This is a genomic window from Acidobacteriota bacterium (assembly GCA_009861545.1).
Lineage (GTDB): Bacteria > Acidobacteriota > Vicinamibacteria > Vicinamibacterales > UBA8438 > WTFV01.
The window spans coordinates 36,768-62,840 of sequence record VXME01000133.1 but is presented as its reverse complement, the minus strand read 5'-3'; the positions used below and the strand labels follow the sequence as shown (position 1 = coordinate 62,840).

Annotated in this window: 20 protein-coding genes; 8 read left to right on the top strand and 12 right to left on the bottom strand. The window is 70.7% G+C overall.

Features of this window, described 5'->3' with window-relative positions:
- Positions 1-50 precede the first annotated feature (50 nt).
- Both F4X11_21000 and F4X11_20995 read right to left on the bottom strand, forming a co-directional pair.
- Positions 51-629, bottom strand: coding sequence for a YceI family protein (locus tag F4X11_21000; protein ID MYN67472.1), 579 nt, complete (start codon positions 627-629; stop codon positions 51-53).
- A gap of 92 nt (positions 630-721) precedes the next feature.
- Positions 722-2,452, bottom strand: a complete 1,731-nt coding sequence (locus tag F4X11_20995; GenBank protein MYN67471.1) for an alpha-hydroxy-acid oxidizing protein — start codon at positions 2,450-2,452, stop codon at positions 722-724.
- Here F4X11_20995 and F4X11_20990 point away from each other — a divergent pair.
- Positions 2,378-2,884, top strand: coding sequence for a DinB family protein (locus tag F4X11_20990; protein ID MYN67470.1), 507 nt, complete (start codon positions 2,378-2,380; stop codon positions 2,882-2,884). The genes F4X11_20995 and F4X11_20990 overlap by 75 nt on opposite strands.
- Positions 2,885-3,020: 136 nt before the next feature.
- On the opposite strand, the gene F4X11_20985 is transcribed toward F4X11_20990, so the two are convergent.
- Complete coding sequence (locus F4X11_20985) at positions 3,021-4,118, bottom strand: DUF2891 domain-containing protein (GenBank protein MYN67469.1); 1,098 nt, start codon at positions 4,116-4,118, stop codon at positions 3,021-3,023.
- A gap of 30 nt (positions 4,119-4,148) precedes the next feature.
- Positions 4,149-5,081, bottom strand: coding sequence for a hypothetical protein (locus F4X11_20980; GenBank protein MYN67468.1), 933 nt, complete (start codon positions 5,079-5,081; stop codon positions 4,149-4,151).
- 309 nt (positions 5,082-5,390) lie between these two features.
- Between F4X11_20980 and F4X11_20975 the strand changes: the two genes are divergently transcribed.
- The 5 genes from F4X11_20975 (at position 5,391) to malQ (ending at position 11,412) form a co-directional block, all read left to right on the top strand.
- A complete protein-coding gene (locus tag F4X11_20975) occupies positions 5,391-5,669 on the top strand; it encodes a type II toxin-antitoxin system Phd/YefM family antitoxin (GenBank protein ID MYN67467.1) in 279 nt (92 codons plus the stop codon).
- Positions 5,662-5,985, top strand: coding sequence for a type II toxin-antitoxin system RelE/ParE family toxin (locus tag F4X11_20970; GenBank protein ID MYN67466.1), 324 nt, complete (start codon positions 5,662-5,664; stop codon positions 5,983-5,985). The genes F4X11_20975 and F4X11_20970 overlap by 8 nt, the downstream gene beginning before the upstream one ends.
- A 68-nt stretch (positions 5,986-6,053) precedes the next feature.
- Positions 6,054-7,001, top strand: coding sequence for an MBL fold metallo-hydrolase (locus tag F4X11_20965; protein MYN67465.1), 948 nt, complete (start codon positions 6,054-6,056; stop codon positions 6,999-7,001).
- A 158-nt stretch (positions 7,002-7,159) separates the two neighbouring features.
- A complete protein-coding gene (glgX, locus tag F4X11_20960) occupies positions 7,160-9,274 on the top strand; it encodes a glycogen debranching protein GlgX (protein MYN67464.1) in 2,115 nt (704 codons plus the stop codon).
- Between the two features lie 5 nt (positions 9,275-9,279).
- Positions 9,280-11,412 (top strand): 4-alpha-glucanotransferase, encoded by a 2,133-nt coding sequence (gene malQ / locus F4X11_20955; protein ID MYN67463.1) that lies wholly within the window; start codon positions 9,280-9,282, stop codon positions 11,410-11,412.
- A 13-nt stretch (positions 11,413-11,425) separates the two neighbouring features.
- Here malQ and glgP read toward each other — a convergent pair whose 3' ends face one another.
- From glgP to F4X11_20930, 5 genes are all read right to left on the bottom strand, one after another.
- Positions 11,426-14,026 (bottom strand): alpha-glucan family phosphorylase, encoded by a 2,601-nt coding sequence (gene glgP / locus F4X11_20950; protein MYN67462.1) that lies wholly within the window; start codon positions 14,024-14,026, stop codon positions 11,426-11,428.
- A gap of 170 nt (positions 14,027-14,196) precedes the next feature.
- Positions 14,197-15,255 (bottom strand): NTP transferase domain-containing protein, encoded by a 1,059-nt coding sequence (locus F4X11_20945; GenBank protein ID MYN67461.1) that lies wholly within the window; start codon positions 15,253-15,255, stop codon positions 14,197-14,199.
- A 152-nt stretch (positions 15,256-15,407) separates the two neighbouring features.
- Positions 15,408-15,710: a DUF2934 domain-containing protein gene (locus F4X11_20940; protein MYN67460.1), complete on the bottom strand. Its 303-nt coding sequence runs from the start codon at positions 15,708-15,710 to the stop codon at positions 15,408-15,410.
- A gap of 400 nt (positions 15,711-16,110) precedes the next feature.
- Positions 16,111-18,021: a 1,4-alpha-glucan branching protein GlgB gene (gene glgB / locus F4X11_20935; protein MYN67459.1), complete on the bottom strand. Its 1,911-nt coding sequence runs from the start codon at positions 18,019-18,021 to the stop codon at positions 16,111-16,113.
- A 9-nt stretch (positions 18,022-18,030) separates the two neighbouring features.
- Complete coding sequence (locus F4X11_20930; GenBank protein MYN67458.1) at positions 18,031-19,770, bottom strand: hypothetical protein; 1,740 nt, start codon at positions 19,768-19,770, stop codon at positions 18,031-18,033.
- Between the two features lie 162 nt (positions 19,771-19,932).
- Between F4X11_20930 and glgA the strand changes: the two genes are divergently transcribed.
- Together glgA and F4X11_20920 are read left to right on the top strand one after the other, a co-directional pair.
- Positions 19,933-21,378, top strand: a complete 1,446-nt coding sequence (glgA, locus tag F4X11_20925; GenBank protein ID MYN67457.1) for a glycogen synthase GlgA — start codon at positions 19,933-19,935, stop codon at positions 21,376-21,378.
- A 98-nt stretch (positions 21,379-21,476) separates the two neighbouring features.
- Positions 21,477-22,778, top strand: a complete 1,302-nt coding sequence (locus tag F4X11_20920; protein MYN67456.1) for an MFS transporter — start codon at positions 21,477-21,479, stop codon at positions 22,776-22,778.
- A gap of 32 nt (positions 22,779-22,810) precedes the next feature.
- Here F4X11_20920 and F4X11_20915 read toward each other — a convergent pair whose 3' ends face one another.
- The 3 genes from F4X11_20915 to F4X11_20905 all read right to left on the bottom strand — a co-directional run bounded on the left by F4X11_20915 (position 22,811) and on the right by F4X11_20905 (position 26,069).
- The gene (locus F4X11_20915) at positions 22,811-23,272 is read right to left on the bottom strand and encodes a hypothetical protein (GenBank protein ID MYN67455.1); all 462 of its coding nucleotides are present in this window, start codon (positions 23,270-23,272) and stop codon (positions 22,811-22,813) included.
- Entirely contained in the window at positions 23,269-23,532 is a 264-nt protein-coding gene (locus tag F4X11_20910) for a hypothetical protein (GenBank protein ID MYN67454.1), read from the bottom strand. Before F4X11_20910 ends, F4X11_20915 begins: the two co-directional genes overlap by 4 nt.
- Positions 23,533-23,705: 173 nt before the next feature.
- Positions 23,706-26,069 (bottom strand): LamG domain-containing protein, encoded by a 2,364-nt coding sequence (locus tag F4X11_20905; protein MYN67453.1) that lies wholly within the window; start codon positions 26,067-26,069, stop codon positions 23,706-23,708.
- Positions 26,070-26,073 lie beyond the last annotated feature (4 nt).

Below are 26,073 nucleotides of genomic sequence, written 5' to 3'. Positions count from 1 at the left end.
GCCCAACCGGGCCTGACTAGAAAGTCTACGCCGTTCTACGGCGCAGACTCCTAGGGAATGACGAGCCCCTCGAACTGGATGCGTATCTCCGGCCCGACGCGCAGCAGACCGAGCAGGACGACCGGCGGCTCCACGCCGTACTCCGTCATGTCGAGTCCGACCTCGCCCGCGATCGTGACGCCCGCGCCGGACGGCAAGAGCGAGATCGGAAAGCTCACCGGCCTGGTGACGCCCAGGATGGTGAGCGCGCCGCTGGCATCGGCGCCGCCGCCTGCGGCCTCGTAGCCGTCGAGCTGGAACGTGATCTCGGCGAACTCGGCCGGCTTCATGGCATCCATGAGATGCTCGGTCATCGTTTCGTCGGGGCACTCGAAGTCGGCCACCGGCACGGTGAGCATCGCCGACTGCACCCCATCGGCGAAGCCGGGCGCCGGTGCGGACGAGCCGGGCGCGACCGCGGCCGTCCCGCTCACCGAGCAGGTCCAGCCGCGGACGGTCGATGTGCCGGACACGGTGAAGTCGACGTTGGACTGCTGCGCCGCCGCCGGAGATCCGGCCAGCAGTGCGAGACCCATGGCAACGGCGGTCGCGAAGCGGGCCGGGAAACGTATGCGAAAGGCCACCTGCATCCTGGAGATCCTCCGAGTCGAGGCCGGGGCGCGACCGGACCGAGCGAGCGCCGCCCCGGCCGACGGGTTCGCGGGGGCGTTGCCCCGACCGACTACAGCCCGAAGCCGAACTGGTTGTCGCGCATCATGATGGGGTTCTTCCCCTCCATGACGAAGCGGGACGTGATCTGATCGGTTGACGTCGTGCGCGTCTGCCGCATGGCGATCCGGAGCTCCGCGAGGATCAGGTCCATTACCTTCCCGGCGCCGTCCTCGCCGAAGGCGCCGAGACCCCACACGTAGGGGCGGCCGATGCCGACCGCGTCGGCGCCCAGCGCCAGCGCCTTGAAGATGTCGGTGCCGCGGCGCACGCCGCTGTCGATGAACACCGGCACCCGCCCCCGGACGGCGTTGACGACCTCGGGCAGCGAGTCGATCGACGACCACATGCTGTTCACCGCCCGGCCGCCGTGGTTGGACACGAAGATGCCGTCCGCGCCGTGCTCGATCGCCTGCTCGGCGCCCTCGGCCGTCATGATGCCCTTCAGGATGAGCTTCATGTCGCTCGCGTCCTTGAGGCGCTTGATGTAGTCCCAGGTGTAGGGATAGCGCGGACCTTCCGGTCCTTCCAGGCCCGCCCGCATCGGCCGCACGTAGTCCGGGTGGTGCTGGTGGCAGCTCTGGCAGAGGACCGACGAATAGCCCTCGCCGGCCAGGGTGCGCCGCTGCAGCTCGCGGTTGCTGCCGCCCAGCAGGTCGATGGTCCACACCAGGGCGGGGCAGCCGGCGCCGGCGACGCGGTCGATGACCCGCTTGTTCACGTTCCAGTCGGGCGTCGTGTAGATCTGGAACCAGTGCGGCTCGCCGCGCGCCTCGGCGATCTCGACGTACGACTGCGAGCTCTGGTGGGACTGCATCTGCAGGATGTCCCGGGGCCGCGCGGCCCGCGCCGCGCCGCTCTCGCCCTCTGTGTGATAGGCCTCGAGGCTCGCGACCGGACACAGGAAGAGAGGCGAGGCCCAGCGGCGGCCATAGAGCTCCACCGAGGTGTCGATCTCCGTCATCGCCTCGCCGCCGAGCCGCCGGGGCCGCAGCATCAGGCGCTGGAATCCCTCCCGGTTCGCCCTGCGCGTCTCGTAGTCGTCGACCCCCATGTGCAGGTAGTCCCAGTGCTGGGCCAGGTTGGTGCCGTGCGCCGCGCGCTCGAAGTCCCAGACGTTGATCGCGTCGTCCGGCGATTCGACGACCTGCCCCTTCAGTTGATCCTCGATCGCGTTCTGGGGAGGCAGCACGGGGTCCTGGCCGGCGCTGAACCGAGGCTGCACGAGCGACTGCAAGATCTCCGATCCGCACTCGGCGCAGTGCGGCGCCGGCGGGACGGCGGCTGCGCCCCGCTCCGCCTCGTGGGCGAGCGCGCGCTGCCAGTTGGCCGGCAGGTTCGCCGAGGCCAGGCCCAGGAACGGGCTGGCCGCCAGCAGCTTGAAGAACTCCCGCCGACTCGTTGCGCGATCGGGGACACTCGCATTCGGTCTTCGTCCAGTCATCCTCGGCTCTCCTCGCAGGCCCGCGGCGCCGCGTGGAATGTGCGCGAACGGCGACAGCCCACGGTCCGCAAGAGTGTAGCCGAAAGGCCGCCGAATGCAACCTGCCGCTGTCGAGGCCCCGGCATCTACAGCGGACGCTGACCTGGCGTTGCCGGCACCGAGGCGCACCCCATGTGCCGACACGAATCCGGTCGGCGCCGCTGGAGCGTCGACTATGATCCGCGAATGAACGCCCAACCTGAAGTCTGGCTCCGCGGCCCCGTGGAGGGCTTCGAGCCGCTGCTGATGCCGGCCGTGCATTCCCTGCTGCAGGCCCGCGAGGAGATTGAGGGTTTGGTCGCGTCCGTGCCGGCCGACCACGTCTGGCAGCGGCCGGGTGGCGCGGCGTCGATCGGGTTCCACGTGCGCCACCTCGCCGGGGCGCTCGATCGCCTGCTGACCTACGCGCGGGGCGAGAGGCTGTCCGCTGCCCAGAAGAGCGTAGCGCGTGCCGAAGGAGAGCCCGGCGAATCGCTGGGTGACGTCGCAGCGTCCGCTTCCGCGTCGATAGACCGCGCGCTGGAGCAGTTGCGGGCCACCTCGCGCGAGGATCTGCTGGCGCCGAAGAAGGTGGGGCGACTCGGCCTCCCGAGCAACACCCTCGGCCTGATCTTCCACGCCGCCGAACACTGCACCCGGCACGCGGGGCAGGCGATCTCGACGGCGAAGATCCTGCGCGGCGCCGCCGAATGAGCCGGTCCGTCCCCCGGTTGCCGCTCCGTCTCCCGGGCAGTGGGATCTCCGGGAACCGAGTGCGTGCCGGGTCTGACCGGTCGATACCCCTGATGCCGAGACAGCGCCGGACCTGATCGCGATGCCGGGCGGCCGGTCACCGGGCGGCGGACGAGTCCACCCCCCGGCGCGTGATCAGATACGTCGCGAAGGTGCCCAGCCAGTGGCCGCCCTCGTAGGTGGCGCCGGTGACCGAGGCAAGACCCGATGTCCTGTGCACGGCAGCGGCAGCAAGGAGGGCAGACCCCCTGTCGTCGGCCGCGGGCAGGCCGGCCGCGATCCCTTCCAGCATCCAGGCGCGGCTCAGATTCAAGCCGTCGAGGTGCACCAGCTTGCCGTCGGTCGGGTCCGTGACCACCGCCGGATCGAGCCAGTCGGCCGCGCCGTCCTCCGGAATCCCCGGCAGAAACCTGGTGAGCCAGGCGGCGAACTCGGCGGGCCGGGTCAACCTGCGCATGAGATCGGCCTCGGCCAGGCAGGGCGACAGGAAGTCCTGCCCGGAGGGCTCGTAGCGCAGCGGACAGTCGTAGTCCGCGGCGTAGTAGTCGGCGATTCGCCCCTCGATCAGCTCGATCATGCCGTCGTCGCCCGCCTTCCGGGCCCAGTCCAGGATGAGCCCGAACGCGAACGCGGTCTGCGAGTGCTCGCCGCTGCGGATCGGATGGGTCAGCCGAGGCAGCCAGTCCCGGATCCGGTCGGCGGCGAGGGTTTCGATCGGCGACAGGGCCTGCCGCCAGCGGCGCGCGTCGGGATCGTCCCACTCGCGCAGCTCGGCGGCGAGCTGCAGGAGCCACGCGAGCCCGTAGGGCCGCTCGAAGCTGGCGCGCCCGGGCGCCCGCATGTACTCCGCCTCTCCTTGCAGGTTGGCGACGGTCAGGTTCCGCGCCAGTGCCGCCCGGGCCGCCGCGGCCGTCTCCGTGTCCGGATAGAGGCGCGCCAGCCGGACCAGCAGCCAGTGACCGTGCACGGACGAGTGCCAGTCGTAGCACCCGTAGAACGCCGGGGTCAACTCGCGGGGCGGCCGAGCGTCTCCGTCGCCGTCGAGCACGTGGGCGATCTTGTTGGGGTACTCGCGGTGCACGCAGTCGAGGGCAAGGCCGGCGAAGCGCGCGGCGAGCGCGGCATCCGCCTGAGACGCCGCGGCCGGTGCTGCGCCGGCGATCAGCGCCAGCAGTGCCGCGGAGGCGATGGACATCGGAACGCTTCGGAGCATGGAATGCACAGGTTACCCGATCGTGCCGCAGGGACGGCTGGCGGCCGGGTGCGCGAGTCCCGGCGGCGGGCCACCGGGATCGGCGTCTCGGCGGCTCGACTCGGGCGGTCTGGTCGCGCCCGCGCCCAGCCGGGCGATCGGATTCGCGGTGCGGGCGACCAGCCAGCGACCGGGGGCGTAGGAGGCGCCGTGGACCGCGGCGAGTCCGAACGGCCCGTGCTCCGGCCCCGCCGCGCCGCCGGCCGGCCGTCGCTGGGAGTCGGCGCGCGCGGACGTCGCGGCGGCGCAGTCGCTCTCGAACTCGTCCAGTGACCCCAGCCACGCCTGCACGTCCGCGTCCGCCGGCGCGCATAGCCCGGCGTTGTCCTCAATCCGCAGCCGCCTGAGGTTCGTCAGGTCCATCAGGGTCCGGGGAAGCTCGCCCGTCAACTGGTTCCGATGCAGTCTCAGCTCGACGAGGTTGGTCAGGTCTCCCAGCTCGGCGGGCACGGTACCGCTCAGGGCGTTGTTGGAGAGGCGCAGGATCTCGAGCGCGGTCATGTTCCCCAGCGTGGACGGGATCGTGCCGGTCAGGAAGTTGTTCGAGAGGCGCAGGTCGGTGGCGGCGGTCAGGCTTCCCAGCTCGGGCGCGATCGTGCCGCGCAGGTTGTTGCCGTCGGGACCGCACAGGTCGAGCTTGGTCACGCGGTCGTCCTCGGCCTCGACGCCGTACCAGGTTCCCAACGGCTCGCTGCTGAGCCAGTTGGTCGTGTCGGTCCAGTCCGGACCGCCGGCCGCGTCGTACTGGGCGACCAGGGCGTCGCGCTCGGTCGTTGCGGGCGGCTGGACGGTCGGGCTCGGTCCGGCCGGCGAATCCGTGCCCGATCCGCAGGCCGCGGTCGAGAGTGCGATGGCGAGCAGGGCGCCCCCCGTGATCGCCGCGCAGAAGCGAATGGAAGTGAGCATCGGGAGCCTCCGCTTTCGTCTTGCGGGAGTATGATCCCAAGCCCGGCAGCCGGTGGCAAACCCCGTTGCATCGAGCGGCGCCGGGTTAACCACCGACTCCCGGCGGGCCCCCCGGCGGATCCCGCTCGACCGACAACCATGGACAGCACGAGAACGCCGCCGGCCTGGCGAGACGTCCGGCGAGCGAGTCCGCACCGTTCCTGAAGCACGACCCGACCCGCGAGGAGGTCCTCGAGACGATGCGTTCCGTCCGACACCGGTGGTGCGCTATCATCAGACCTGAATTCGGACCGTTTTCGAGGTGCTTCGATGCCGACCGAAATTGTCAGTCTGAGCCAGTTCAAGGCCAGGGCGGCACGGATGCTCGCCGAGATGAAGGCTGCGGAGAAGCAGATCGTCCTGACGCAGCGCGGAGCCGCCAGCGCCGTCGTGCAGGACTTCGACGCGCACGAGCGCCAGCGGAACGCGTTGCTCATGCTCAAGCTCATGGTGCAGGGCGAGGCCGATATACAGGCAGGGCGGACCGCCTCGCAAGCTCAGGTGTTCGCGGGCATTCGGGAGCGCCTGACGACGACCACGGATGGCTGACTTCGAGGTCCGTTGGACGGAGACCGCGAGGCTCGATCTCGAACGAATCGTCACGTTCATTGCAGAAGAGAGCCCGGCTCGAGCGCTGGCGGCGCTGGCGCAGGTGGAACGTCGCTGCGGGACGCTCTCCGAATTCCCGGAACGCGGGCGAGTCGTTCCCGAGCTCAGGGCGGTGGACGTGGCCGTCTATCGAGAGCTGATGGAGGGACCGTGGCGCATCGTCTACCGCTACGATGTCGATCTGGTCCAGGTGACGGCGGTTCTCGACGCCCGCCGGGATCTGTCCAGCCTGCTGCTCGAGCGGCTGATCCGCTGAACCGCGGCCGTTCTCTCCTCTGCAACCGGATCGGGCACAATAGGCGGCTTACGGAGGAGGCGATCGAGATGAGACGCATGCTTTGCCTGACGACGCTGACCGTGGTCGGCGTCCTGGTGGCCGTCGTCGCCAACGAGGCGCGGCAGGAACGCTTCCGCATCCGTACGCTGGAGCTTGCGGAGAACCTGTACGTGCTGACCTCCGATCCGGCCGAGCAGGGGATGCGCACCGGCGGCAACACGGCGGTGTTCGTGACCCGGTCGGGGGTGACGCTGGTCGACACCAAGATCCGCGGCTACGGCGAGGACATCCTGGCCCGGGTGCGGGAGATCACCGACCAGCCGGTGACGACGATCATCAACACCCACACGCACTGGGACCACAGCGGCGCCAACACGGAGTTCCCGGACACGGTCGACTTCGTGGTGCACGAGAACACCGCGGCGCACATGGCCAGCGCGGACTGCGACGACGGGGCCGGATTCGAGGGCGGCTCCATCAAGAACTGCGAGGCGTTCACCGGCGACGACAGCCGGTACCTGCCGAAGATCACCTTCGAGAACCGGACGTCGCTGTTCAGCGGGCCCGACCAGATCGACCTCTACTACTTCGGGCGGGGTCACACCGACGGCGACACGTGGGTCGTGTTCCGGGAGGCCCGCGCGATGCACACCGGCGACATGATGGCGCGCAAGGGCTTGCCGTTCATCGACGCCGACAACACGAACGGCAGTGCCACCGAGTTCGGCGCGACGCTGCAGAATGCCGTCGACGCCATCCGGAACGTCGACACGATCATCCCGGGGCACAACGACGACCCGCTGACCTGGGACGATCTCGTCGACTACGCGGCGTTCTACGACGACCTGCTGACCCGCGCGCAGGAGGGGGCGGCAGCCGGGCGAAGCGTTGCCGAGACGGTGGCCGCCTACTCGGTGCCGGAGCGGTACGGCGACTTCCAGGCGCCGGCCGCCCGGGTGGAGCAGATCGTCGGGCTCATCTACGACGGCCGCTAGCGGCGGTGGGCCGGAGCGAGGAGTCCAGATGACCTATCGGACCGGGACCGGCCGCCAGTTCGTGCTCATTGCCACCGGGTCGGGGGCCAGCCAGGAACTGGTGGCATTCGCGCCGCCGGAGTAGTACGGCGGCAGGGGGCCGGAATCGTCGCGGCGACATGAAGTTCCGGCCCGGCAAGCCTTACCCGCTCGGCGCGACCTGGGACGGGAAGGGCGTCAACTTCTCGATCTTCTCGGAGCATGCCCAGAAGGTGGAGCTGTGCCTCTTCGACGGCCCCGACGCGACGCGAGAGACCACGCGTCTTCCCCTCCCGGAGCGGACGGATTTCGTGTGGCACGGCTACCTGGCCGGCGTACGGCCGGGGCAGTTGTACGGCTACCGGGTGAGCGGCCCGTACGACCCGCGCGCCGGGCACCGTTTCAACCCGGCGAAGGTGGTGCTCGATCCCTACGCCAAGCGGACCGGCCGGACCCTGCGTTGGGACGACGCGGTCCACGGCTATCCCGTCGCCGGTCCCGGGGGCGACCTGACGGCGGACCCGGTCGACAGCGCGCCGTTCGCGCCGCTGGCTGCCGTGCTGGATCCGGCCTTCGATTGGGGCGACGACCAGCGTCCGCGGATTCCGTGGCACGAGACGGTCATCTACGAGTTGCACGTCAAGGGCTTCACGGCGCGACATCCCGACGTTCCCGTGCGGCTTCGCGGCACCTACCTGGGACTGGCATCGGACGCGGCGGTCCGCCACTTCACCGACCTGGGCGTGACCGCCGTGGAGTTGCTGCCGGTCCACCAGGCAGCCAGCGAGCGGCGTCTGGTGCGGGCCGGCCTGATGAACTACTGGGGCTACGACACGCTGGCCTACCTCGCCCCCGACGTGCGGTTCGCGACGGCCCCGGACCGTGCCGCGGCGGAGTTCAAGACGATGGTGCGCCGGCTGCACGGCGCCGGGCTCGAAGTGATCCTGGACGTGGTCTACAACCACACCGCGGAGGGCGGCCGCGCGGGGCCGACGCTGTCTTTGCGAGGCATCGACAACCGCTCCTACTACCGCCTCCAGCCGGAGGACGCCCGCGAGTACCAGGACTTCACCGGCTGCGGCAACACGCTCAACGTCCTCCATCCGCGGGTGCTGCAGTTGATCATGGACAGCCTGCGGTACTGGGTGCTCGAGATGCACGTCGACGGCTTCCGCTTCGACCTGGCCAGCGCCCTCGCCCGCGAGCTGTACGAGGTGGACCGGCGCGGCGCCTTCTTCGACATCATTCACCAGGACCCGGTGCTCTCGCAGGTCAAGCTGATCGCCGAGCCCTGGGATCTCGGCGCCGGCGGCTACCAGGTCGGCAACTTCCCGGTCCCGTGGACGGAGTGGAACGGCCGCTACCGCGACACCGTGCGCCGTTTCTGGCGCGGCGACGAGGGGCAGGTGGCCGACCTGGCGACGCGGCTGGCGGGCAGCAGCGATCTGTACGAGCAGGATGGGCGGCGGCCCTCGGCGAGCATCAACTTCGTGACCGCGCACGACGGGTTCACGCTCGACGACCTGGTCAGCTACGAGGAGAAGCGCAACGAGGCGAACGGCGAATCGAACCGAGACGGATCAGACGACAACCTGAGCTGGAACTGCGGGGTGGAGGGGGACACATCCGATCCCGGGATTCGGGCGCTGCGGGCGCGCCAGAAGCGCAACTTCCTCGCCACGCTGCTGCTCTCGCAGGGTGTGCCGATGCTCTGCGGCGGCGACGAGCTGGGGCGCACGCAGGGCGGCAACAACAACGCCTACTGCCAGGACAACGAGACGAGCTGGTTCGACTGGGACCTCGGGCCGGCCGAACGCGAGTTGCTGTCCTTCGTGCGGAAAATGATCCGGTTCCGCCTCGACCACCCGGTGCTCCGTCGTCGGCGCTTCCTGCGCGGGCGCAGCACCCGACCCGGCACGGCCAAGGACCTGACCTGGTTCGACGCGGACGGCCGCGAGATGACGGACGAGGCGTGGGAGCGGGAACAGGCGAGATGCGTGGGCGTACGCCTGGCCGGGGATGCGATAGACGAGACGGACGACCGCGGCGGACGCATCGTCGACGACACCCTGCTGATGCTCTTCAACGCGCACGACCGCGAAGTTCCGTTCACGCTGCCGGGGCCGGGGCGCGGCGCGTCGTGGACGCGCATGATCGACACGGAAGCGCCGCGTACTCCTCCGGCCGGGTTTCGCGGCGCTGACGCCTATCCGCTCGCTGCCCGCGCCGTGGCCGTGCTCGTCGTATCCCGGTGAACGGCATGGGGTTGCGGCCCACCTTGCACCGGCTGGCCCGGCTCCACGGGATCCAGGCGGCGTACACCGACGGCTGCGGCGTCCGGCGACGCGCCTCGCACGAGTCGATCCTGGCCCTGCTCCAGACGCTCGGCGCGCCGCTCGCGTCGCTCGGTCCGCGCGACCTCGCCGCGGCGACCGAGGCGCGTCGCCGCGCGATGTGGTCGCGGCCGGTCGAGCCGGTGCTGGTCGCCTGGAACGGGCGCGGCGGCGACTTCCTGCTGCGCACGCCGGAGACGGCCCGCGGCCTCCTCGCACGCTGCCGGCTGCGGCTGGAGGATGGCCGGACGCGCTCGTGGACGATCCGTTCCGGCCGGGCGCGGGTCATCGAGTCCGCGACCGTGGACGGCAAGCGCTACGCCGCCCGCCGGTCGCCGCTTCCCCGGCGGCTGCCCGACGGCTACCACGATCTGCACGTCGAGATCGGGAATCGAACGTGGAGCGCGCTGGTCGTGGCCGCACCCGTGCGGGCCTACGACGACGGCGAGCGCTCGTGGGGCGCCTTCCTGCCGCTCCACGCGGTGCACTCGGCGAACAGTTGGGGCGTCGGCGACTTCACCGACCTCGACGCGCTGGCCAGGTGGGTCGGCGCGCGGGGCGGCCGGGCGGTCGGCTTGCTGCCCGCGCTGGCCGCCTTTCTCGGCGAGTGCCCGTTCGAGCCGAGCCCCTATCTTCCCGTGAGCCGCCTGTTCTGGAACGAGCTGCACGTCGATCCGCGGCGATTGCCCGAGTTCGAACCGTGCGAGCCGGCCAGGCGACTCGTGGCGTCGAGGGCGTTTCGCCGCCGGATCGGCGTCCTGCGTGCCGCCCCCCTGGTCGACTACCGGAAGGCGATGGCGCTCCGCCGGCAGGTGCTCGAGTCGCTGGCCCGCGCGATCGAGGAGCGCCCCGGTAGAGTCCGGGAGGACTTCCGGGCCTGGGCGAAGCGGCATCCCGTCGCGCAGGAGTACGCGGCCTTCCGCGCGATCGGCGAGCGGCTGGAGCGGCCTTGGCCGGCGTGGCCGGCGGCGCTGCCGCCCGCGCAGATTCGCGTCGAGGCGGTCGATCGCGACGCCGTCCGCTACCACCTCTACGCGCAGTGGGCCGCGGCGCGGCAGGTCGCACGACTCGCGCACGACGCCGGCGCGCGGGGCGTCGGTCTCTATCTCGACGTGCCGGTCGGCGTGCATCCGGACGGGTTCGACGTCTGGCGACGCCCCGCCCTGTTCGCCCGCGGCGCCGCGCTCGGCGCGCCGCCGGACCCGCTGTTCGCGGACGGTCAGGACTGGAGCGCCCCGGCGCCGCACCCGGAGGCGGCGCGGCAGGATCGGTACGCGTACTTCCGGGCGGGTCTGGCGCATCAGATGGCGCACGCGACGGCGGTGCGGCTCGACCACGTGATGGGCCTGCACCGGCTGTTCTGGATTCCGCGCGGCGCCTCCGCCGCCGACGGCGCCTACGTGCGCAATCCCGCCGACGAGCTCTTCGCCATCGTCTGTCTGGAGTCCCATCGCCATCGGACCCGGGTGGTGGGGGAGAACCTCGGGACCGTCCCCCGCACCGTGAACGCGGCGCTGTCGCGGCACGGGCTGGCGCAGCTCCACGTCGCGCAATTCGGGATCGCACCGGGCGCCGCGGACCCGCTCGCCCGCGTTCCCCGCCGGGCATTCGCCTGCGTGAACACCCACGACACGCCGACGTTCGCGGGGTTTCTCGCAGGCCGCGACATCGACGAGCGCGTCGAGCGCGGCATCCTCGACGCCGGCCGCGCTGCGGAGGAACACCTTCGCCGGCAGGATGAGATCTTCGCGCTGCGCGACGCCCTGCAACGGGTCGTGCAACCGGCGACCGACACCTCGGTCGCGCCGGATGCCGCGGATCTCGACCTCCTGCGCGCCTGCCTCGACCGGCTCGCCCGTAGCGAGGCAGGCATGGTGATCGTCAATCTGGAGGATCTGTGGCTGGAGGTGAACCCGCAGAATGTCCCGGGCACGGGACCGCGGCAGCACCCCAATTGGCGGCGCCGCGCGCGCTACGCGCTCGAACGGCTCATGCGGATCCCGGAAGTGAAGGCCGTGCCCGGCGTCCTCCACCGCTCCAGGCCGGGCTCCCGGGCCTGACGGGCCGCTCCGGTCACCGGCGCTGCATGTCGCTCGACAGGCCGCCGGCGGCCGGCAGATAGCAGAGCCGCACGTAGTCCATCACCATCCGGTCGGCGTTGAAGCGCCAGCCCAGGGTATGGATGGCCCGCTTCATGCGGGCCGTCCAGGCGCGGGGCACGCCGTCCGGGTCGCGGTCGTAGAAGAGCGGCACGACTTCATCGGCTAGCACCCGCAGCAGCTCCTCCGCGTCGCGCCGGTCGTGCGCCTCGGGCGACGTGTGCGTCTCGCCCCGGCCGATCGCGAACCCGTTCGCGCCGTCGTATGCCTCCGCCCACCAGCCGTCGAGGACCGACAGGTTCAGGCCGCCGTTCAGCAGGACCTTCTGCCCGCTCGTACCGGAGGCTTCCTGGGGCCGGCGCGGGTTGTTGAGCCAGACGTCGACGCCCTGGACGAGCTGCCGGCCGAGGCTGATGTCGTAGTCCTCCAGGAAGACGAGCTTTCCGAGGAAGCGGGAGTCCCGGCTCAGCTCGTGGATCTGCCGCAGCACGCCCTTGGCGGGCTCGTCGCGCGGGTGCCCCTTGCCCGCGATGACGAACTGGATGGGGCGCTGCGGGTCGTTGACGAGGCTCGCCAGGCGATCCGGATCCCGCAGGAACAGGGAGGCGCGCTTGTAGGTGGCGACGCGGCGGGCGAAGCCGATGGTCAGCGCGTCCTGGCTCAGCGCGTGGGACAACTGCTCCAGGACGACCGCGGGCTCGCCGCGGCGCGCCGCCTCGCGCAGGACCTGCCGGCGCACGGCGTCGAGAAGGCGGATCTTGAGAGCCACGTGGGTCTCCCACAGCGCCCCGTCGCTCACGGTCTCGATGCCGGCCGAGATCTCCGGGAGCGCGTCCTCCCGAGATACCTCCGAGGGGAGGTGCCGGTCGTACAACTGCTGCATCTGCGGCGCCAGCCAGCTCGGCACGTGGATGCCGTTGGTGATGTGCCCGATCGGCACGTCCTCCTCCGGGCGGTCGCCCCACAGGCCCGTCCACATGTGCCGTGTGACGTCGCCATGCAGGGAGGACACCGCGTTGGCGCGCCGGGACACGCGGAGTCCCAGCACCGTCATGCAGAACTCCTCGCCGGCGTCGTCCGGATTCACCCGCCCGAGGCTCATGAGCCGCTCGTGCGAGATGCCGAGCGTGTCGCGGAGCGGCGCCAGGTGTTCGTCGATGAGGTCGGACGGAAAGCGGTCGTGCCCGGCCGGGACCGGCGTGTGCGTCGTGAAGACGGTGCGGCGGGCCACCTGCCGGACCGCCGTCTCGAAGTCCACTCCCTCGCGCTCCATGCAGTGCCGGACCGCCTCCAGCACCGCGAAGGCGCTGTGGCCCTCGTTCAGGTGGAAGACGCCCGGCACGATGCCCAGTGCGTGCAGCGCCTTCAGCCCGCCGATGCCGAGCAGCAGCTCCTGGCGGAGCCGGACCCGCAGATCGCCGCCGTAGAGCCGCGCGGTCAGCGCGCGGTCCTCCGGCGTGTTCCCCTCGACGTCCGAGTCCAGCAGCAGCAGGATTCGCCGGCCGACGGCCGCCTGCCACACCCGGGCGCGCAGGATGCCGCCGCCGGTCTCGATCTCCGGCGCGATCGCGTCGCCGTCCGGGTCCACCGCCGGCTCCAGCGGCAGCCTGGCGACGTCGACCTCCGCGTACTCCTCCTGCTGCCAGCCGGAGGCGTCGAGGCGCTGCCGGAAATAGCCCTGGCCGTAGAACAGACCCACGCCGACGAGCGGGACCCCGAGGTCCGAGGCGCTCTTGATATGGTCGCCGGCCAGCACGCCCAGCCCGCCCGAGTAGATCGGCAGCGACTCGTGAATCCCGAACTCGGCGGAGAAGTAGGCAACCGGCTGGCGGCGCAGCACCCCGGCGTGCGTGTCTCCCCAGGTCGACGGACGCTCGCGGTACTCCTGCAGCCGCCGGAACGTGTGGTTGATCCGGTGGGCCAGCGCGAGATCGCCGATGCGCTCGTCCAGATCGTCGAGCGGCATCTCCGACAGCAGCGCCACCGGGTTGCGGCCCAGCTCTTCCCAGCGCGCCGGATCGAGGTCCTGGAACAGGCTCATGGCGCTGGCGTCCCAGCTCCACCACATGTTCCGCGCGAGCGCCCAGAGTCGCCGCTGGAGTGGCCCGATGGACTGATCGCGCTCGCGAACCTGCGCGACGATGGGGCTGATTTCACCGGCGGCCAGCAGCAGCGACGCGATTTCGTCGTCCGAGAAGCTCCGCTCCTCGATGGTCTGCACGATCAGCACGCCCTGCAGCAGCTCCCGATCGATCAGGGGGACGCCGAGGAAGGCGTAGTACGGATCCTCGCCGGCCTCGGCGAAGTGCTTGAAGCGCGGGTGCCGCTTGACGTTCGGCACCTCGATCGGCCGCAACTGCTCGGCGACCAGTCCCGCCAGACCCTCGTGGAGCTCCATCCGGACCTTCCCGACGCTCTCCGGGCGCAGGCCGACGGTGGCGGCCAGAACGAGGTGGGTGCGGTCCGATTCGAGCAGGTATATGGAGCAGACGTCCACGCCCATCCGGGTCTGAAGCTGCCGGACGCCGGCCGTCAGGGTTTCCGTGGGGTCGACATGTCGTGTGGTCAGGGGCATACCTCGCCGGAAGCGCCGTGGGGCGGAAGTGTACCCGGATCGTCGTGGACACGAAGCAGCGTCGTCAAGGCGGGGCGTACGCGTGCCCGAATGGACCCGGAGACGGGATGGACGGCGGCGCCGGGGGGCGGGGGAACGCTCCCCGGGGCGCCGCCGTTCCGGGCCTGCAGTCAGCTCACCGCGGCTTCGCGCGCGGCTCCGGCGCCGGCCGCCGCCCGCGGACGGAAGTCGCGCGACCTGCCGTCGCGTTGGGAGTCTCGCTGACGCGACACGCCTTCGGCGCAGGCTTCCAGCTCGTCCTGCAGCAGCCGGAGGCTGAAGGCGGGTTGCCGGCCGATGGCCAGCAGCGACTCGACGATGCGCGCGGGCTGCCCCCAGTCGTTCCACATCACGCCGTCGAGCGACTGCACGGCGATGCGGTCGGACGCCCGCTCGAGCAGCTCCGAGGAGAAGTTGACCCGCGGCATGGTCTCGTACACCTCGTCGAGCACCCGCGCCTCCCGCCGCGTGCCGATGGCCGCCTGCAGCACGGAGAAGAACGGGGTCAGGCCCGGGAGCCGCTCGCACGCGAGCTCCCACAGGGTGCGGGCGCGCGCCACCAGGACGAGCGTGTTCCACAGGGCCCCGCGCTCGCAGAGCCGGGCCGCTTCCGCCGGCGCCGGCTTCTCGACGAAGGACTCCACGGCGAATACGCGGTGCGCCGGCTGGCGTCCGAGATCGTCGGACGGGACGATCCAGCCGTACTCGTCCTCGATGTCGGTGGGCGCCGCGCCCAGCAGGAGGATTCGGTTGCCGAGTCGCTCGGCGGCCTGAATCGCCGCCTGCACGTTCGCCACGAACCGCCACTCCGGATACACGAAATGATCGGAGGGGAGGATGACCAGCGTCGCGTCCGGATCGCGATGCATCGCGTGGACCAGCCCGAGGAGCACGCCCGGCGCCGTGTCGAGGTTGGCCGGCTGCTCGACGAACGTCCCGTCGGTGGCACGCGGGGCTCGACCGCGCAGCACGTCGCGGTGGTGGCGCCCGACGACCGTCAGGATGCGGCTCGGCTCGCACAGGCGGGCCGCCCGGTCGAGCGTGTGGTCGAGCATCGAGCGCGTCCCCGCGAACGTGCAGTACTGCTTCGGAACGTGCCGGCCGAGCCAGCGCTCGGTCAGCGGCCGCAGACGCATACCATCGCCGCCGGCCAGCACGACCGCCATCGGTTGTGCCATGGATGCCATCATTGCTTCCCTACCTTCCGCCTTTTCTCGTTCCCGTGTCTGCCGGGATAAGGCCGCGCAATTCAACAATCGTGTTGCAGGCAACGCGACGGACCACACAATTGTCGTGGCCCGGTTCCCGTCGCCCCGCCCGCGTTCAAGCGGTACGAATGAACTCAGCCCGACTCGGACCCGTTCCGCAGCTCGCGCTCCGCCTGCAGCCAGTCGTCGAGGGGACCGCCCGGCCCCTGTCGTTCGAGGGACAGGAAGTAGGCGCGCTCGGCAATCTGCGCGTCGGTCGGCTCGAGCGTCCCCGCCTCGATCGCGCCGGCTGCTTCGACTGCCCGGGCGGCGGTTGCCGCTTTCGCGGGCGCGGCCGCCTCGACCGGCCTGGCCGCCGTGCGGCGGGTGGTTTTCCGCGGAGCGGTCTTCCGCGTGCGCTTGACGGTTCCTGTCGACTGCGTCGTTCGTTTCGCCATAAACCCCTCGAGTTCCTTCACAAGACTACCGACGCCGGATGTCCGGGAAATGTCGCGCCCGTTCCGTTCCTGTTAAACCCGTACGTATGCGAAAGCGTTCGAGCCGCCCCGACGACAGTGCCGGGCAGCAAGAGTCGTGCCGCCACCCGGCAACCGGCAGCCCGAAGTCCGGAACATCCGCCCTGTCAAGCAGATACGGTCTGTGGTACCGGGCCGTGCGGCGCATAACGGCCGCGCAAGAAACCACAACAATGTCCGAACGACCAACCGATGCGACATTCCTGTGCCGGATCTCGATCACGGCGTTTCCGGCCGTGATCGACGAGCCACGCACGCTCTTGCCGAGCTGACCTGTCCTGAAACCAGAGCTGTCCGGGAAGGGAGCGCCAGCGGGTGACCGTCAGTCCTGCTTCAAGAATAGCACGCCGAGGGGCGGCAGCGTGAGCCGCAGGGAGAACGGGCGTCCGTTGGATGATGCCTCCCCGGCGACGACGGGCCCGCCATTGCCCACACCGCCGCCGCCGTAGCACGGGGCGTCGCTGTTGAGCCGTTCGCGCCATACACCGCCGTGTGGTACGCCGACCGGGTGGTCGTGCCGCGCGACCGGGGTGAAGTTGCAGACGACTACGAGCGGATCGCCGGCGCGGCCGCGGCGGAGAAAGCTCAGGATGCTGCTGCCGCGGTCGTCGCAGTCGATCCACTCGAAGCCGGCCGGCTCCGCATCGAGCTCGTACAGGGCCGGCTCGCCGTGGTAGAGCCGATGCAGGTCGCGCACCCACGTGCGCAGACCGCCGTGGAGCGGCCTCTCCAGCAGGTGCCAGTCGATGCTCTCGGCGTGCGTCCATTCCCTCTCCTGTCCGATCTCGCCGCCCATGAAGAGGAGCTGCTTGCCGGGATGCCCGACCATGAAGCCGTACAGCAGCCGCAGGTTCGCGTGCCGCTGCCACTCGTCGCCCGGCATGCGCGCGAGCAGCGATCCCTTCCCGTGCACGACCTCGTCGTGCGAGAGCGGCAGGATGAAGTTCTCGCTGAAGGCGTAGACCAGACTGAACGTGAGCGCGTCGTGGTGGTGGCCGCGGTGGACCGGGTCCTTCGACATGTACTGGAGGGTGTCGTTCATCCAGCCCATGTTCCACTTGAAGCCGAATCCGAGCCCGCCGGCGTCCGTCGGGCGGGTGACCGCCGGCCAGGCGGTCGATTCCTCGGCCACCATCATGACGCCGGGGTGCTCCGCGTAGACACGGGCGTTCAGGTGCTGCAGAAAGCCGACGGCGTCCAGGTTCTCGTTCCCGCCGCGGGCGTTCGGAACCCATTCGCCGGCCTCGCGCCCGTAGTCGAGATAGAGCATCGAGGCGACCGCGTCCACCCGCAGGCCGTCGAGGTGGTACTTCTCGAACCAGAAGAGCGCGCTCGAGATGAGGAAGTTGCCGACCTCGCGGCGGCCGTAGTTGAAGATCAGCGAGCCCCAGTGGGGATGCTCCCCCTGCCGCGGGTTCGCGTGCTCGTACAGGCAGGTGCCGTCGAAGCGGGCCAGACCGTGGGCGTCCTTCGGGAAGTGCGCGGCAGACCAGTCCACGAGGACGCCGATGCCGCGCCGGTGCAGCGTGTCCACCAGCTCCATGAACTCCTGCGGCGTGCCGAAACGGCTCGTCGGCGCGAAGTAGCCGAGCGTTCCGTAGCCCCAGGACTCGTCGAGCGGGTATTCGGCGACGGGCAACAGCTCGACGTGCGTGAAGCCGAGCTCCGCGACGTGGTCGGCGAGCCGGCCGGCGATGTCGCGGTAGGTCAGCCAGCCGCCTGCGCCGGGGACGCGCATCCACGAGCCCAAGTGCACCTCGTAGACCGCGATCGGCGCATCGTGCGCATTGCGGGCCGCCCGCGAGGTCATCCAGTCGTCGTCGCCCCACGCGTAGCCGGACAGCTCCCAGACCCGCGACGCGGTGCGGGGGCGCATCTCGGCCGCGAACGCGTACGGGTCGGCCTTCTGCACCACAGCGCCGACCCCCGGCGAGACCTCGTACTTGTAGAGGGCGCCGCTCCCGACCCCCGGGACGAACGTCTCCCAGATCCCCGCCTCGGCTCGCAGCCGCATCGGGTGCGCCGCCGCGTCCCACGCGTTGAAGTCGCCGATGACGGAGATCGCGCGGGCGTTGGGCGCCCAGACCGCGAAGTGCACGCCGTCGGCGCCGTCCTGTCGGGCGAGGTGCGCGCCCAGCTTGTCGTAGCTGCGGTAGTGGGTGCCGCCGGCGAGGAGATGCAGGTCGAAGTCGGTGAGAAACGGTGAATCGCCCGGCTGTACGCGCGCCGCCATCCGATCAGCTTACAGCGACGCCTCCACGCGGACGGTCACCACATCGGTCTCGTGATACTGCTGGTGGCGCACCGATGAAGCCAGGTGCCGCAGCAGTCGGAGCGAGACTTCCTGCTCGGCCGCGTGGCCCGCCCCGCGGTCCCCGAGCACCGCCATGCGATCCTCGATGTTCGACTCGTCGGTCGCGGCCACGAACTCCAGCTCCGCGGCGCGCCCGTCGTGGCGGGCGCTGATCTGCAGGCGGCGTTCCTCGCCGCCGCCTTCCTCGTCCTGCCGGACGAGGGTCAGCAGCGTTTCCTCGCCGACCGCGCGGAGCCGGTCGGTCATCCCCGCGCTCCAGCGCCGGGTCTTGGCGAACTCGGTGAGGAACTTGTCGATGGCCGGGAAGGCGTCCGCGTTCAGGGCGGTCCGGAGGCGGTGCGGCCGCGACCTGGACAGCTCGAGGAACAGCGTCATCAGGATCGCGGCCAGGCCGCCGGCGGTCATGCCGTTGCCCAGCAGTCCGCTCCAGGCGCCGAGCGCGTCGGCGAAGATCAGCTCGTTCTGGAACCCGAGGCCGATCCAGAAGCCGACGCCCGCGACGACGCCCTTGCGGTAGTCGACGCCGTCCTCGACCACGACCCGCATGCCGAGCACGAAGAGCGTGGACATCAGGACGATGGTGTAGGCCCCGACCACGGGACCCGGAATCGCCAGGATGAGCGCCATGAACTTGGGGAGGAACGCCAGCACGATGAAGACGGCGCCGATGTAGACGCCGACCATGCGGGAGGCGACGCCGGTGATGTCGGTAACCGAGACGCTGGACGAGTAGGTCGTGTTGGGCACGGTCGCCGCGAGGCCCGACAGCAGGTTGCCGACGCCGTCGGCGGTGACCGCACCCTGCACCACGCGGTAGTCGGTGGCGCGCGGCTTCCGCCGCGAGACGCGCTGAATGGCTACGCCGTCGCCGATCGTCTCGATGGCCCCGATCAGCGTCACGAACACGAAGGCCGGCAGCAGCGACCAGAACGCGACGCCGAACTGCAGGTCGAAGCCCGGCCAGCCTCCCGCCGGCAGCCCGACCCAGCCGGCGTCGGCGATGAGCTGCGTGTTGTACAGGCCGAACCAGGCGGCGACCGCGCAGCCGGTGGCGATGCCGATGACCGGGGCCCAGAGGCGGACGACGCCCGCGGCGCGCAGGGTGACCCCCACCGTCACTATCAGGGTCACGATCACGCTGGTCGGGGCGGCTGCCGGCGGCGAGCCTTCCGGAACGTCGGCCAGCATCCCGAACATGATCGGCATCAGGGTCACCGGGATCAGCATGATCACGGTGCCGCACACCGTCGGGGTGAGGATCCGCCGGAGCAGGGACAACTGGGTCGAGAGCCCGAACTGGAACAGTGCGGAGAGGGTGACCAGCGTCGCGAGAAGCCCCGGCCCGCCATCGATGAGCGCGGTGACGCACACGGCGATGAAGGCGGCCGAAGTGCCCATCAGCAGCACGTGGCCGGATCCGATCCTGCCGACCCGGACCGCCTGCAGCACCGTCGTCACGCCGCTGATCGCGAGCGCCGCGAAGGCGGCCCACGACAGGAAGTCCTCGCTGCCTCCGGCGGCGCGCACCACGATGGCCGGCGTCAGCACGATACCCGCCACGGTGAGCATCGCGAACTGGAATCCGAGGCCGAGGGCGAGCGCGGGCGGCGGCTGCTCCTCGGGCTCGTAGCGTACGTCCCGCACCCCTGCGGCAGTGATCGAGCTCATGGTGACGTATCCTATCCCGGCCTCTCGGGCCGACGATGTTCGCTTGTACACTATTCTTCGAGCCTGCGTAAAGGACTCGGGCGTTGCGGTCCGCTCGCATGCGAACCGGCGTGCGCGGGGGCGGTCCGCCCGGACCTGCCGGGACGAGGGAAGCGCTGGGGCATGCGCGTTGCCATTGTCAGCTCCGAGGCGTCGCCGTTCGCGAAGACCGGCGGGTTGGCCGACATGGTCGGTTCGCTGGCTGCCGCGCTGGCGCGTCGCGGGCTCGACGTGACCCTCGTCCTGCCGGCGTACCGCTGCGTTCTCGAACGCGGCGATGTCGCTGCGACCGGGATGGCCTTCTCGGTTCCCGCCGCGGGCGGAATCGAACAGGTGGAGATCCTGGCGGGCGGCGGCGGTGAAGGCGCGCGGGCCCGCTTCGTCCGGGTCGACCGGTTCTTCGACCGCGAAGGCCTGTACGGCCGGGGCGGGACGGAATACGCCGACAACGCCGACCGGTTCGCCTGCTTCGCGCGTGCCGCGCTCGGGCTGCTCGCCCGGCTCGATCCGCCGGACGTGCTGCACGGGCACGACTGGCAGACGGGCCTGGCGGTGGCCTACCTCCGGCTGCAACCCGAGCGCTACCCGTCCCTGACCTCCACGCGCACCCTGTTCACGGTGCACAACGTCGGCTACCAGGGACTGTTCGACGCCGGCGTGTTCCCCCGTCTGCAGGTGGATTCCGCGCACTACTGGCCGAACTTCGAGTTCTACGGGAACATCAGCTACCTGAAGGCCGGCCTTTCCCTTGCGGACCGCCTGACGACCGTCAGTCCCAGCTACGCCGAGGAGGTCAAGACGCCGGAGCAGGGTTGCGGTCTCGACGGCGTGTTCAGGGAGCGGGCAGGCGATCTGGCGGGGATCATGAACGGCGTCGACTACGGTGTCTGGGACCCGGCTGCGGACGCCTTCATCGCCCGGCGGTACTCCGCGGCGGCCCCCGACGGCAAGCACGACTGCAAGCGCGACCTGCAACGGCGGCTGAGTCTGCCGCCGTCGGACGCGCCGCTCGCCGGCCTGGTCGCCCGGCTGGTCGACCAGAAGGGGCTCGACGTGGTGGCCGGCGCCCTCGATGCGCTGCTGTCGCGGGATCTGCAGATCGCGGTGCTGGGCACCGGCGACCCGCGTCATGAACAGATGCTGTCCGGATTCGCCCGCCGCCACCCGCGCCGCATGGCCACGCGCATCGGCTTCGACGAGGAGCTGGCCCACGTCATCGAGGCGGGCAGCGACCTGTTCCTGATGCCCTCGCGCTACGAGCCGAGCGGCCTCAACCAGCTCTACAGCCTGCGCTACGGCACGATCCCCATCGTGCGAGCTACCGGGGGCCTGAAGGACTCGGTGACGCCGTTCGACGAAACGACGGGCGAGGGCACCGGCTTCCTGTTCGGGGACTACACGTCGGAGGCGCTCGTCGGGGCCGTCGACCGGGCGCTCGACTGCTTCGGCCGGCCGGACGCGTGGCGGCGGCTCGTGGCGAACGCCATGGCGCAGGACTTCTCCGTGGACCGCACCGCCGCCGAGTACGCCGCGCTCTACGCGGAGCTGGCCGCCGGCGATCGTCCGTGACAACCATCACGTCGAACTCACCGTGAATGTTGAAGCGCGATTAACATGCACGGGGAATATGTTGTTGGACGCCGGACCATGGTGTGAAGAGCCTTGGAATGGCTGACCTGCAGACGCGCCCCCGAGGCAACGCGTTGATCGACAGCTCCACGAACGTTCCGCAGGATCGCCCCGATGCGCCGCGCTGGCGGACGCCCGCCCTGGTCATGGCGGCGGCGTGCGCCATCGCCATGCTGGGTTTCGGCGCGCGCTCGGTCTTCGGGCTCTTCCTGGAGCCGATGACCTCGGCGCGCGGCTGGGGGCGCGAGACCTTCGCGCTGGCCCTGGCCGTCCAGAACCTCATGTGGGGCGTGGCCCTGCCGTTCGCCGGCGCGCTCAGCGACCGCTTCGGCTCGCCGCGGGTGTTGGCGCTGGGGGCGCTGGTCTACGCGGCCGGCATCTGGGGCATGACGACCGCCGAGAGCGCCGGCATGCTGCACCTGACGGCCGGCATCCTGGTCGGTGTCGGGGTGGCGTTCACCGCGTTCTCCCTCGCGCTCGCGGCCATGGCGAAGGTGGTGGGTCCGGAGCGGCGCTCGCTGGCCCTGGGGTTGGGGACCGCGGCGGGTTCGTCCGGGCAGGTGGTGTTCTCGCCGCTGGGCCAGGCGTTCATCTCCGCCTACGGGTGGCAGGCCGCGCTGCTGTTCCTGGCCGGGTCGGCCCTCCTGATCGCACCGCTGGCCTTCGTGCTGCCCGGCTCCCCGGCCGTGCGCGGCGCGGCGCCGGCGGCCGAGCAATCGCTGCCCGCCGCCCTCCGGGAGGCGTTCGGCCACCGCGGCTACGCGCTGCTGACCACCGGATTCTTCGTCTGCGGGTTCCATGTCGCCTTCATCACGGTGCATTTTCCGGCCTACGTGCGCGACCTCGGGCTCTCCGCCGCGGTCGGGGCGGGCGCGATCGCGGTCATCGGCCTGTTCAACATCCTCGGCTCGTTCGCGTCCGGCGCCGCCGGCCAGCGCTGGAGCAAGAAGTGCGGGCTGAGCACGATCTACGCCTCGCGCGCCGTCGCCATCACGGCCCTGATGCTGCTGCCGAAGACGGCCGCCGTCATCTACCTTTTCGCCGCCGTCATGGGCGTGCTGTGGCTCTCGACCGTGCCGCTGACCACCGGGATCGTCGGCCAGATCTTCGGGGTGCGCTACCTGGCCACCCTGTTCGGCGTGGTCTTCCTCAGCCACCAGCTCGGCAGCTTCCTCGGGGTCTGGCTGGGCGGGTGGCTCTTCGACACGACGGGGTCCTACGACGGCGTCTGGTGGGCCGGCGTCGCGCTCGGCCTCGCCGCCGCCGTGATCCACCTGCCGATCGACGAACGTCCGCTCGCCCGTCGGGACTCGCTCGCCGCGGCCGGCTCTGGAACCTGACTGGAACGTGGAACGCGGACCTGGAACGAGCCTCAACCATCCTGCGGCTCGCGACGCTCCAGGATCTCGACGTCGGCGAGATCCTTGGCCCGCGCAACGGCGCGCTTGTTGTCCAGGAGCGCCGTTCGCCCGAGGAACGGCACGTCGAGCGTTCCGACGCGGTGCACGCTCCTGGTCGACCACGCGTCGTCGAAGTCCACGCCCGTGATCGAGGTCAGAAGATCGATGCGGACGGGCGGCTCGCCCATCTGGAACACCACGCCGGGCGCGGTCAGGTCGGCTTTCGACAGACCGAGTGCCCGCACGGGCGGCCCGAATTCGATCAACGCGTCCCAGACGCGCGCGGCGTTCTCGGGGTTGGCCTGGACCCACACGTCGAGATCGCCCGTGGCGCGGGGAACCCCGTGCGCAGCCATGGCGTGTGCGCCCACGACCAGGAACCGGGCCTCGGCTCGCACCAGCGCGGCCAGCAAGTCGAGAAAATCGGGGTTCAACGTTCCGGATCGGTCTGGCTCGACGTGTGCGGCGTGCGGATGACCCGCCCCGGCATCCGGTCTCTCGTGTACGCCGGCAGGCGACGTCCAGCCGAGGTCCATGCGTCGACGGCGAGCCGCCACATCATGGCGATCCGTTCTTCGGGGGTGGTCCGGTCGCTGAGATCGTCGCCGGGCTCCTCGCCGAGGCGGAACGCCTTGACGGGCCACGAGTCGCGCGCGGCGCGTCGCTCTTCGGCCGCCGCATGACTGCGTGACATCGCCCTCGATCATACGTCGAGCGTTGCCGCACGGACCGCCAGGTACCGCTCGTGATGAGGGCAAGTGAATCGGAGTTCGGCCCCGGGTCGGTCTGGCTCTCCGAGGGGGTGTCGGGATCGTCACGATGCACGCCGCCGGGCGCCGGAGCCTACCTCGAAATCGTGGCCCTCGCTCATGGGGCAGCGTCCGCGCCCCCGGGCCAGGGGATCGGCTCGTCGGCGGCGAACCGCCGCAGGACGTTCTCGGTGATCCGCGAGACGTCGTTGTCGTAGTCGTTGTAGGAGAGGCTGCCGCTCCACGCGATGGAGCTGGTCGAGAACACCGCGCCGCCGTTCGGGTATTCGAGATACGCCATGTCCGCATAGACGAGGACGTTCTCGGTCCCGCCTTGCCGCGAGTCCGACGTGTTGACCTCCTCGACGACGTGCTGGTACGCGTCCGAGTGCCCGAACGACCGGGCCAGGACCAGCGTGTGGGCGGGTGATCCCAGCGCGTAGTCCACGCGGTCGAGCTCGGACCCGGCGGCGCCCACTTCCAGAACCAGCGACGGATGCTCGCCGATCAGCGCGTTCTCGTCCAGGCCCTCGAAGATGAACGCGGCGCGCGGATCGAAGCTGCCCGGCATGCGCCGGAACGGCGAGTTGCGGTCGAATCCCTGCGCGGTGAATCCGGTGCCCGCCAGCCGCTGCGGGGCCCGGCCGCGGAAGCGCCAGAGCCCCCCGAACTCCCCGGTCGTGGCGTGGTAGTGCTCGCCCGCCGCGCCCTGCCAGGCCTCGGTGCCGTGGGCGCGGCGGACCTCGATGTACCGTCCGGTCGGATCGAGGCTGGTAATCCAGTAGAACCCGTTGCCGCCCATGTACATGAGGCGTCCGCCCCCGGACAGGTACGCCTCGAGGGCGTCGAGCATCTCGGTCGACGTGTACTCCGGGTGCGTCCCCGTGAGAACGACGTTGTAGGGTTCGACCAGCGACAGGCCCTCGTGGTGCAGGTCGTGGTCGGTGATGATGTCGACCGCGAAGCCCTTGGCGTCGAACCAGTCGATCAGGTGCGTGTCCGCCATGAACTGCCAGGGATTGCGGGTGGTGATCTTCGGCCGCATGTTGGTGATCGGGCGCAGCGCCGACGAGTAGGTGATGCCGCTGCCGTCGGCGTGGGTGGAGTAGAGGCTGAGCTGGCCCTCGCCCTCCCGGCCGGTGCGGGCGTAGGCGAGGTAGCTGAACGTCGGCACGAGGAACGCGATGCGGGCCGTCGTAGTGCCCCGCCGCGGCCGGACGAAGAACGGCGCGTAGTCCTCGTTGTCGCCGGTCCGCAGCCGGGCCGCGTAGATGCCGCTCGCGAGATCGTCCGGGACCCGCAGCTCGAAGCCGGCGTCCCAGCCCGCGTCCACGAGATCGTCGTCGTGGAAGTAGATGGCGCCGTACTGGTCGCGCGCCTGCTTGAAGTCCATCACCGTGGCGTTCCACGTGTGCCCCGTGACGGCGCGGGTGGGGGCGTTCACTGTCCGTCCGTGCAGCCCGCGCGGCGACCGGTCGCTCACGACGTCCGACTCGATGTCGGCGGCGAAGTCCCAGTCCGCCAGCGCGTCGTCCGGTCCTTCTCCCTGCTCGATGGCGTCGATCTCGGCGGCGTCGAGTGCGCGGGCGTAGACGCGGGGGTTGTCGATCTTGCCGTTGTAGTGTCCGTCCGCCTCGTGCGCCGCGCCGTTTCCGCTCCAGTGCGCCGCCATCAGCAGCGGCAGCTCGTTCGGCCCGGCCCCGCGCACCGCAGCGGTGCGTTCCACCGTGGCCCGCGTCGCGTCGCCGGGAAACCTGGACTGCGGACGCTGCACGAAGACCACCCGGCCGGTGTCGGCGTCGTAGCTCACTGCCACGAAGTACCAGGCGGTGGGCACGCCATGCGGCCGCGGCCTGGCCGCGCCGGGAATCGCCGAACGCCACGCGCGCAGCGGCGGCTCCGCGTGCAGCGTCTCGGCGGCGCCGTTCGCGCTGCCGAGCCGGAGCGAGAGGCGGCCCTCCTCGTCGATGAACACGCCATAGCCGCCCGCGACGCCGGCGGACCACTTGGTGACCACTCCCTGCGCGGCGCGCTCGCCGAACGAGACGCCGGGCGTGGTCGGCGCGATCCACGCGGTGACGGTGAAGCTGCCGCCCAATCGCAGCGCCGGGCTGTCCGGCACCACCACGTACGAGCCGAACGGCAACTCCTGCCGCCGGCCCGCGTAGTCGCCGCTCACCGGCGTCTCGACGAGCGTCTCCTTGAAGCCCGGCCCGTTCGGGTTCGCGTCGCCGTGAATCAGCCGCACGATGTCGGCTCGGTACTCCGGCTCCTCGCTGCTGACCATGAACCGGATGGTCTCGCCCGGCTGGACGCTCAGGCGATCGGCGTAGCCGACGATGCCGCGCTCGCGGAGCATCTCCGGCACCTCGGTGGAGCGTTGCTGCGCGACCTGCGCCGCTGCGCTCGCGGCGGTCAGGGCTGCAAGGGCGAGCGCCGCGGCTGGAACGAGAACGCACGCGCGCATCCGGGTGGCGGCCATCGGG

What these genes read in the sequence shown, in the direction of transcription:
- F4X11_21000 (MYN67472.1), bottom strand. Translation starts at nt 629, where the DNA reads ATGCAGGTGGCCTTTCGCATACGTTTCCCGGCCCGCTTCGCGACCGCC.
- F4X11_20990 (MYN67470.1), top strand. Translation starts at nt 2,378, where the DNA reads ATGAACGCCCAACCTGAAGTCTGGCTCCGCGGCCCCGTGGAGGGCTTC.
- F4X11_20995 (MYN67471.1), bottom strand. Translation starts at nt 2,452, where the DNA reads ATGCACGGCCGGCATCAGCAGCGGCTCGAAGCCCTCCACGGGGCCGCG.
- F4X11_20985 (MYN67469.1), bottom strand. Translation starts at nt 4,118, where the DNA reads ATGTCCATCGCCTCCGCGGCACTGCTGGCGCTGATCGCCGGCGCAGCA.
- F4X11_20980 (MYN67468.1), bottom strand. Translation starts at nt 5,081, where the DNA reads ATGCTCACTTCCATTCGCTTCTGCGCGGCGATCACGGGGGGCGCCCTG.
- F4X11_20975 (MYN67467.1), top strand. Translation starts at nt 5,391, where the DNA reads ATGCCGACCGAAATTGTCAGTCTGAGCCAGTTCAAGGCCAGGGCGGCA.
- F4X11_20970 (MYN67466.1), top strand. Translation starts at nt 5,662, where the DNA reads ATGGCTGACTTCGAGGTCCGTTGGACGGAGACCGCGAGGCTCGATCTC.
- F4X11_20965 (MYN67465.1), top strand. Translation starts at nt 6,054, where the DNA reads ATGAGACGCATGCTTTGCCTGACGACGCTGACCGTGGTCGGCGTCCTG.
- glgX (MYN67464.1), top strand. Translation starts at nt 7,160, where the DNA reads ATGAAGTTCCGGCCCGGCAAGCCTTACCCGCTCGGCGCGACCTGGGAC.
- malQ (MYN67463.1), top strand. Translation starts at nt 9,280, where the DNA reads ATGGGGTTGCGGCCCACCTTGCACCGGCTGGCCCGGCTCCACGGGATC.
- glgP (MYN67462.1), bottom strand. Translation starts at nt 14,026, where the DNA reads ATGCCCCTGACCACACGACATGTCGACCCCACGGAAACCCTGACGGCC.
- F4X11_20945 (MYN67461.1), bottom strand. Translation starts at nt 15,255, where the DNA reads ATGATGGCATCCATGGCACAACCGATGGCGGTCGTGCTGGCCGGCGGC.
- F4X11_20940 (MYN67460.1), bottom strand. Translation starts at nt 15,710, where the DNA reads ATGGCGAAACGAACGACGCAGTCGACAGGAACCGTCAAGCGCACGCGG.
- glgB (MYN67459.1), bottom strand. Translation starts at nt 18,021, where the DNA reads ATGGCGGCGCGCGTACAGCCGGGCGATTCACCGTTTCTCACCGACTTC.
- F4X11_20930 (MYN67458.1), bottom strand. Translation starts at nt 19,770, where the DNA reads ATGAGCTCGATCACTGCCGCAGGGGTGCGGGACGTACGCTACGAGCCC.
- glgA (MYN67457.1), top strand. Translation starts at nt 19,933, where the DNA reads ATGCGCGTTGCCATTGTCAGCTCCGAGGCGTCGCCGTTCGCGAAGACC.
- F4X11_20920 (MYN67456.1), top strand. Translation starts at nt 21,477, where the DNA reads ATGGCTGACCTGCAGACGCGCCCCCGAGGCAACGCGTTGATCGACAGC.
- F4X11_20910 (MYN67454.1), bottom strand. Translation starts at nt 23,532, where the DNA reads ATGTCACGCAGTCATGCGGCGGCCGAAGAGCGACGCGCCGCGCGCGAC.
- F4X11_20905 (MYN67453.1), bottom strand. Translation starts at nt 26,069, where the DNA reads ATGGCCGCCACCCGGATGCGCGCGTGCGTTCTCGTTCCAGCCGCGGCG.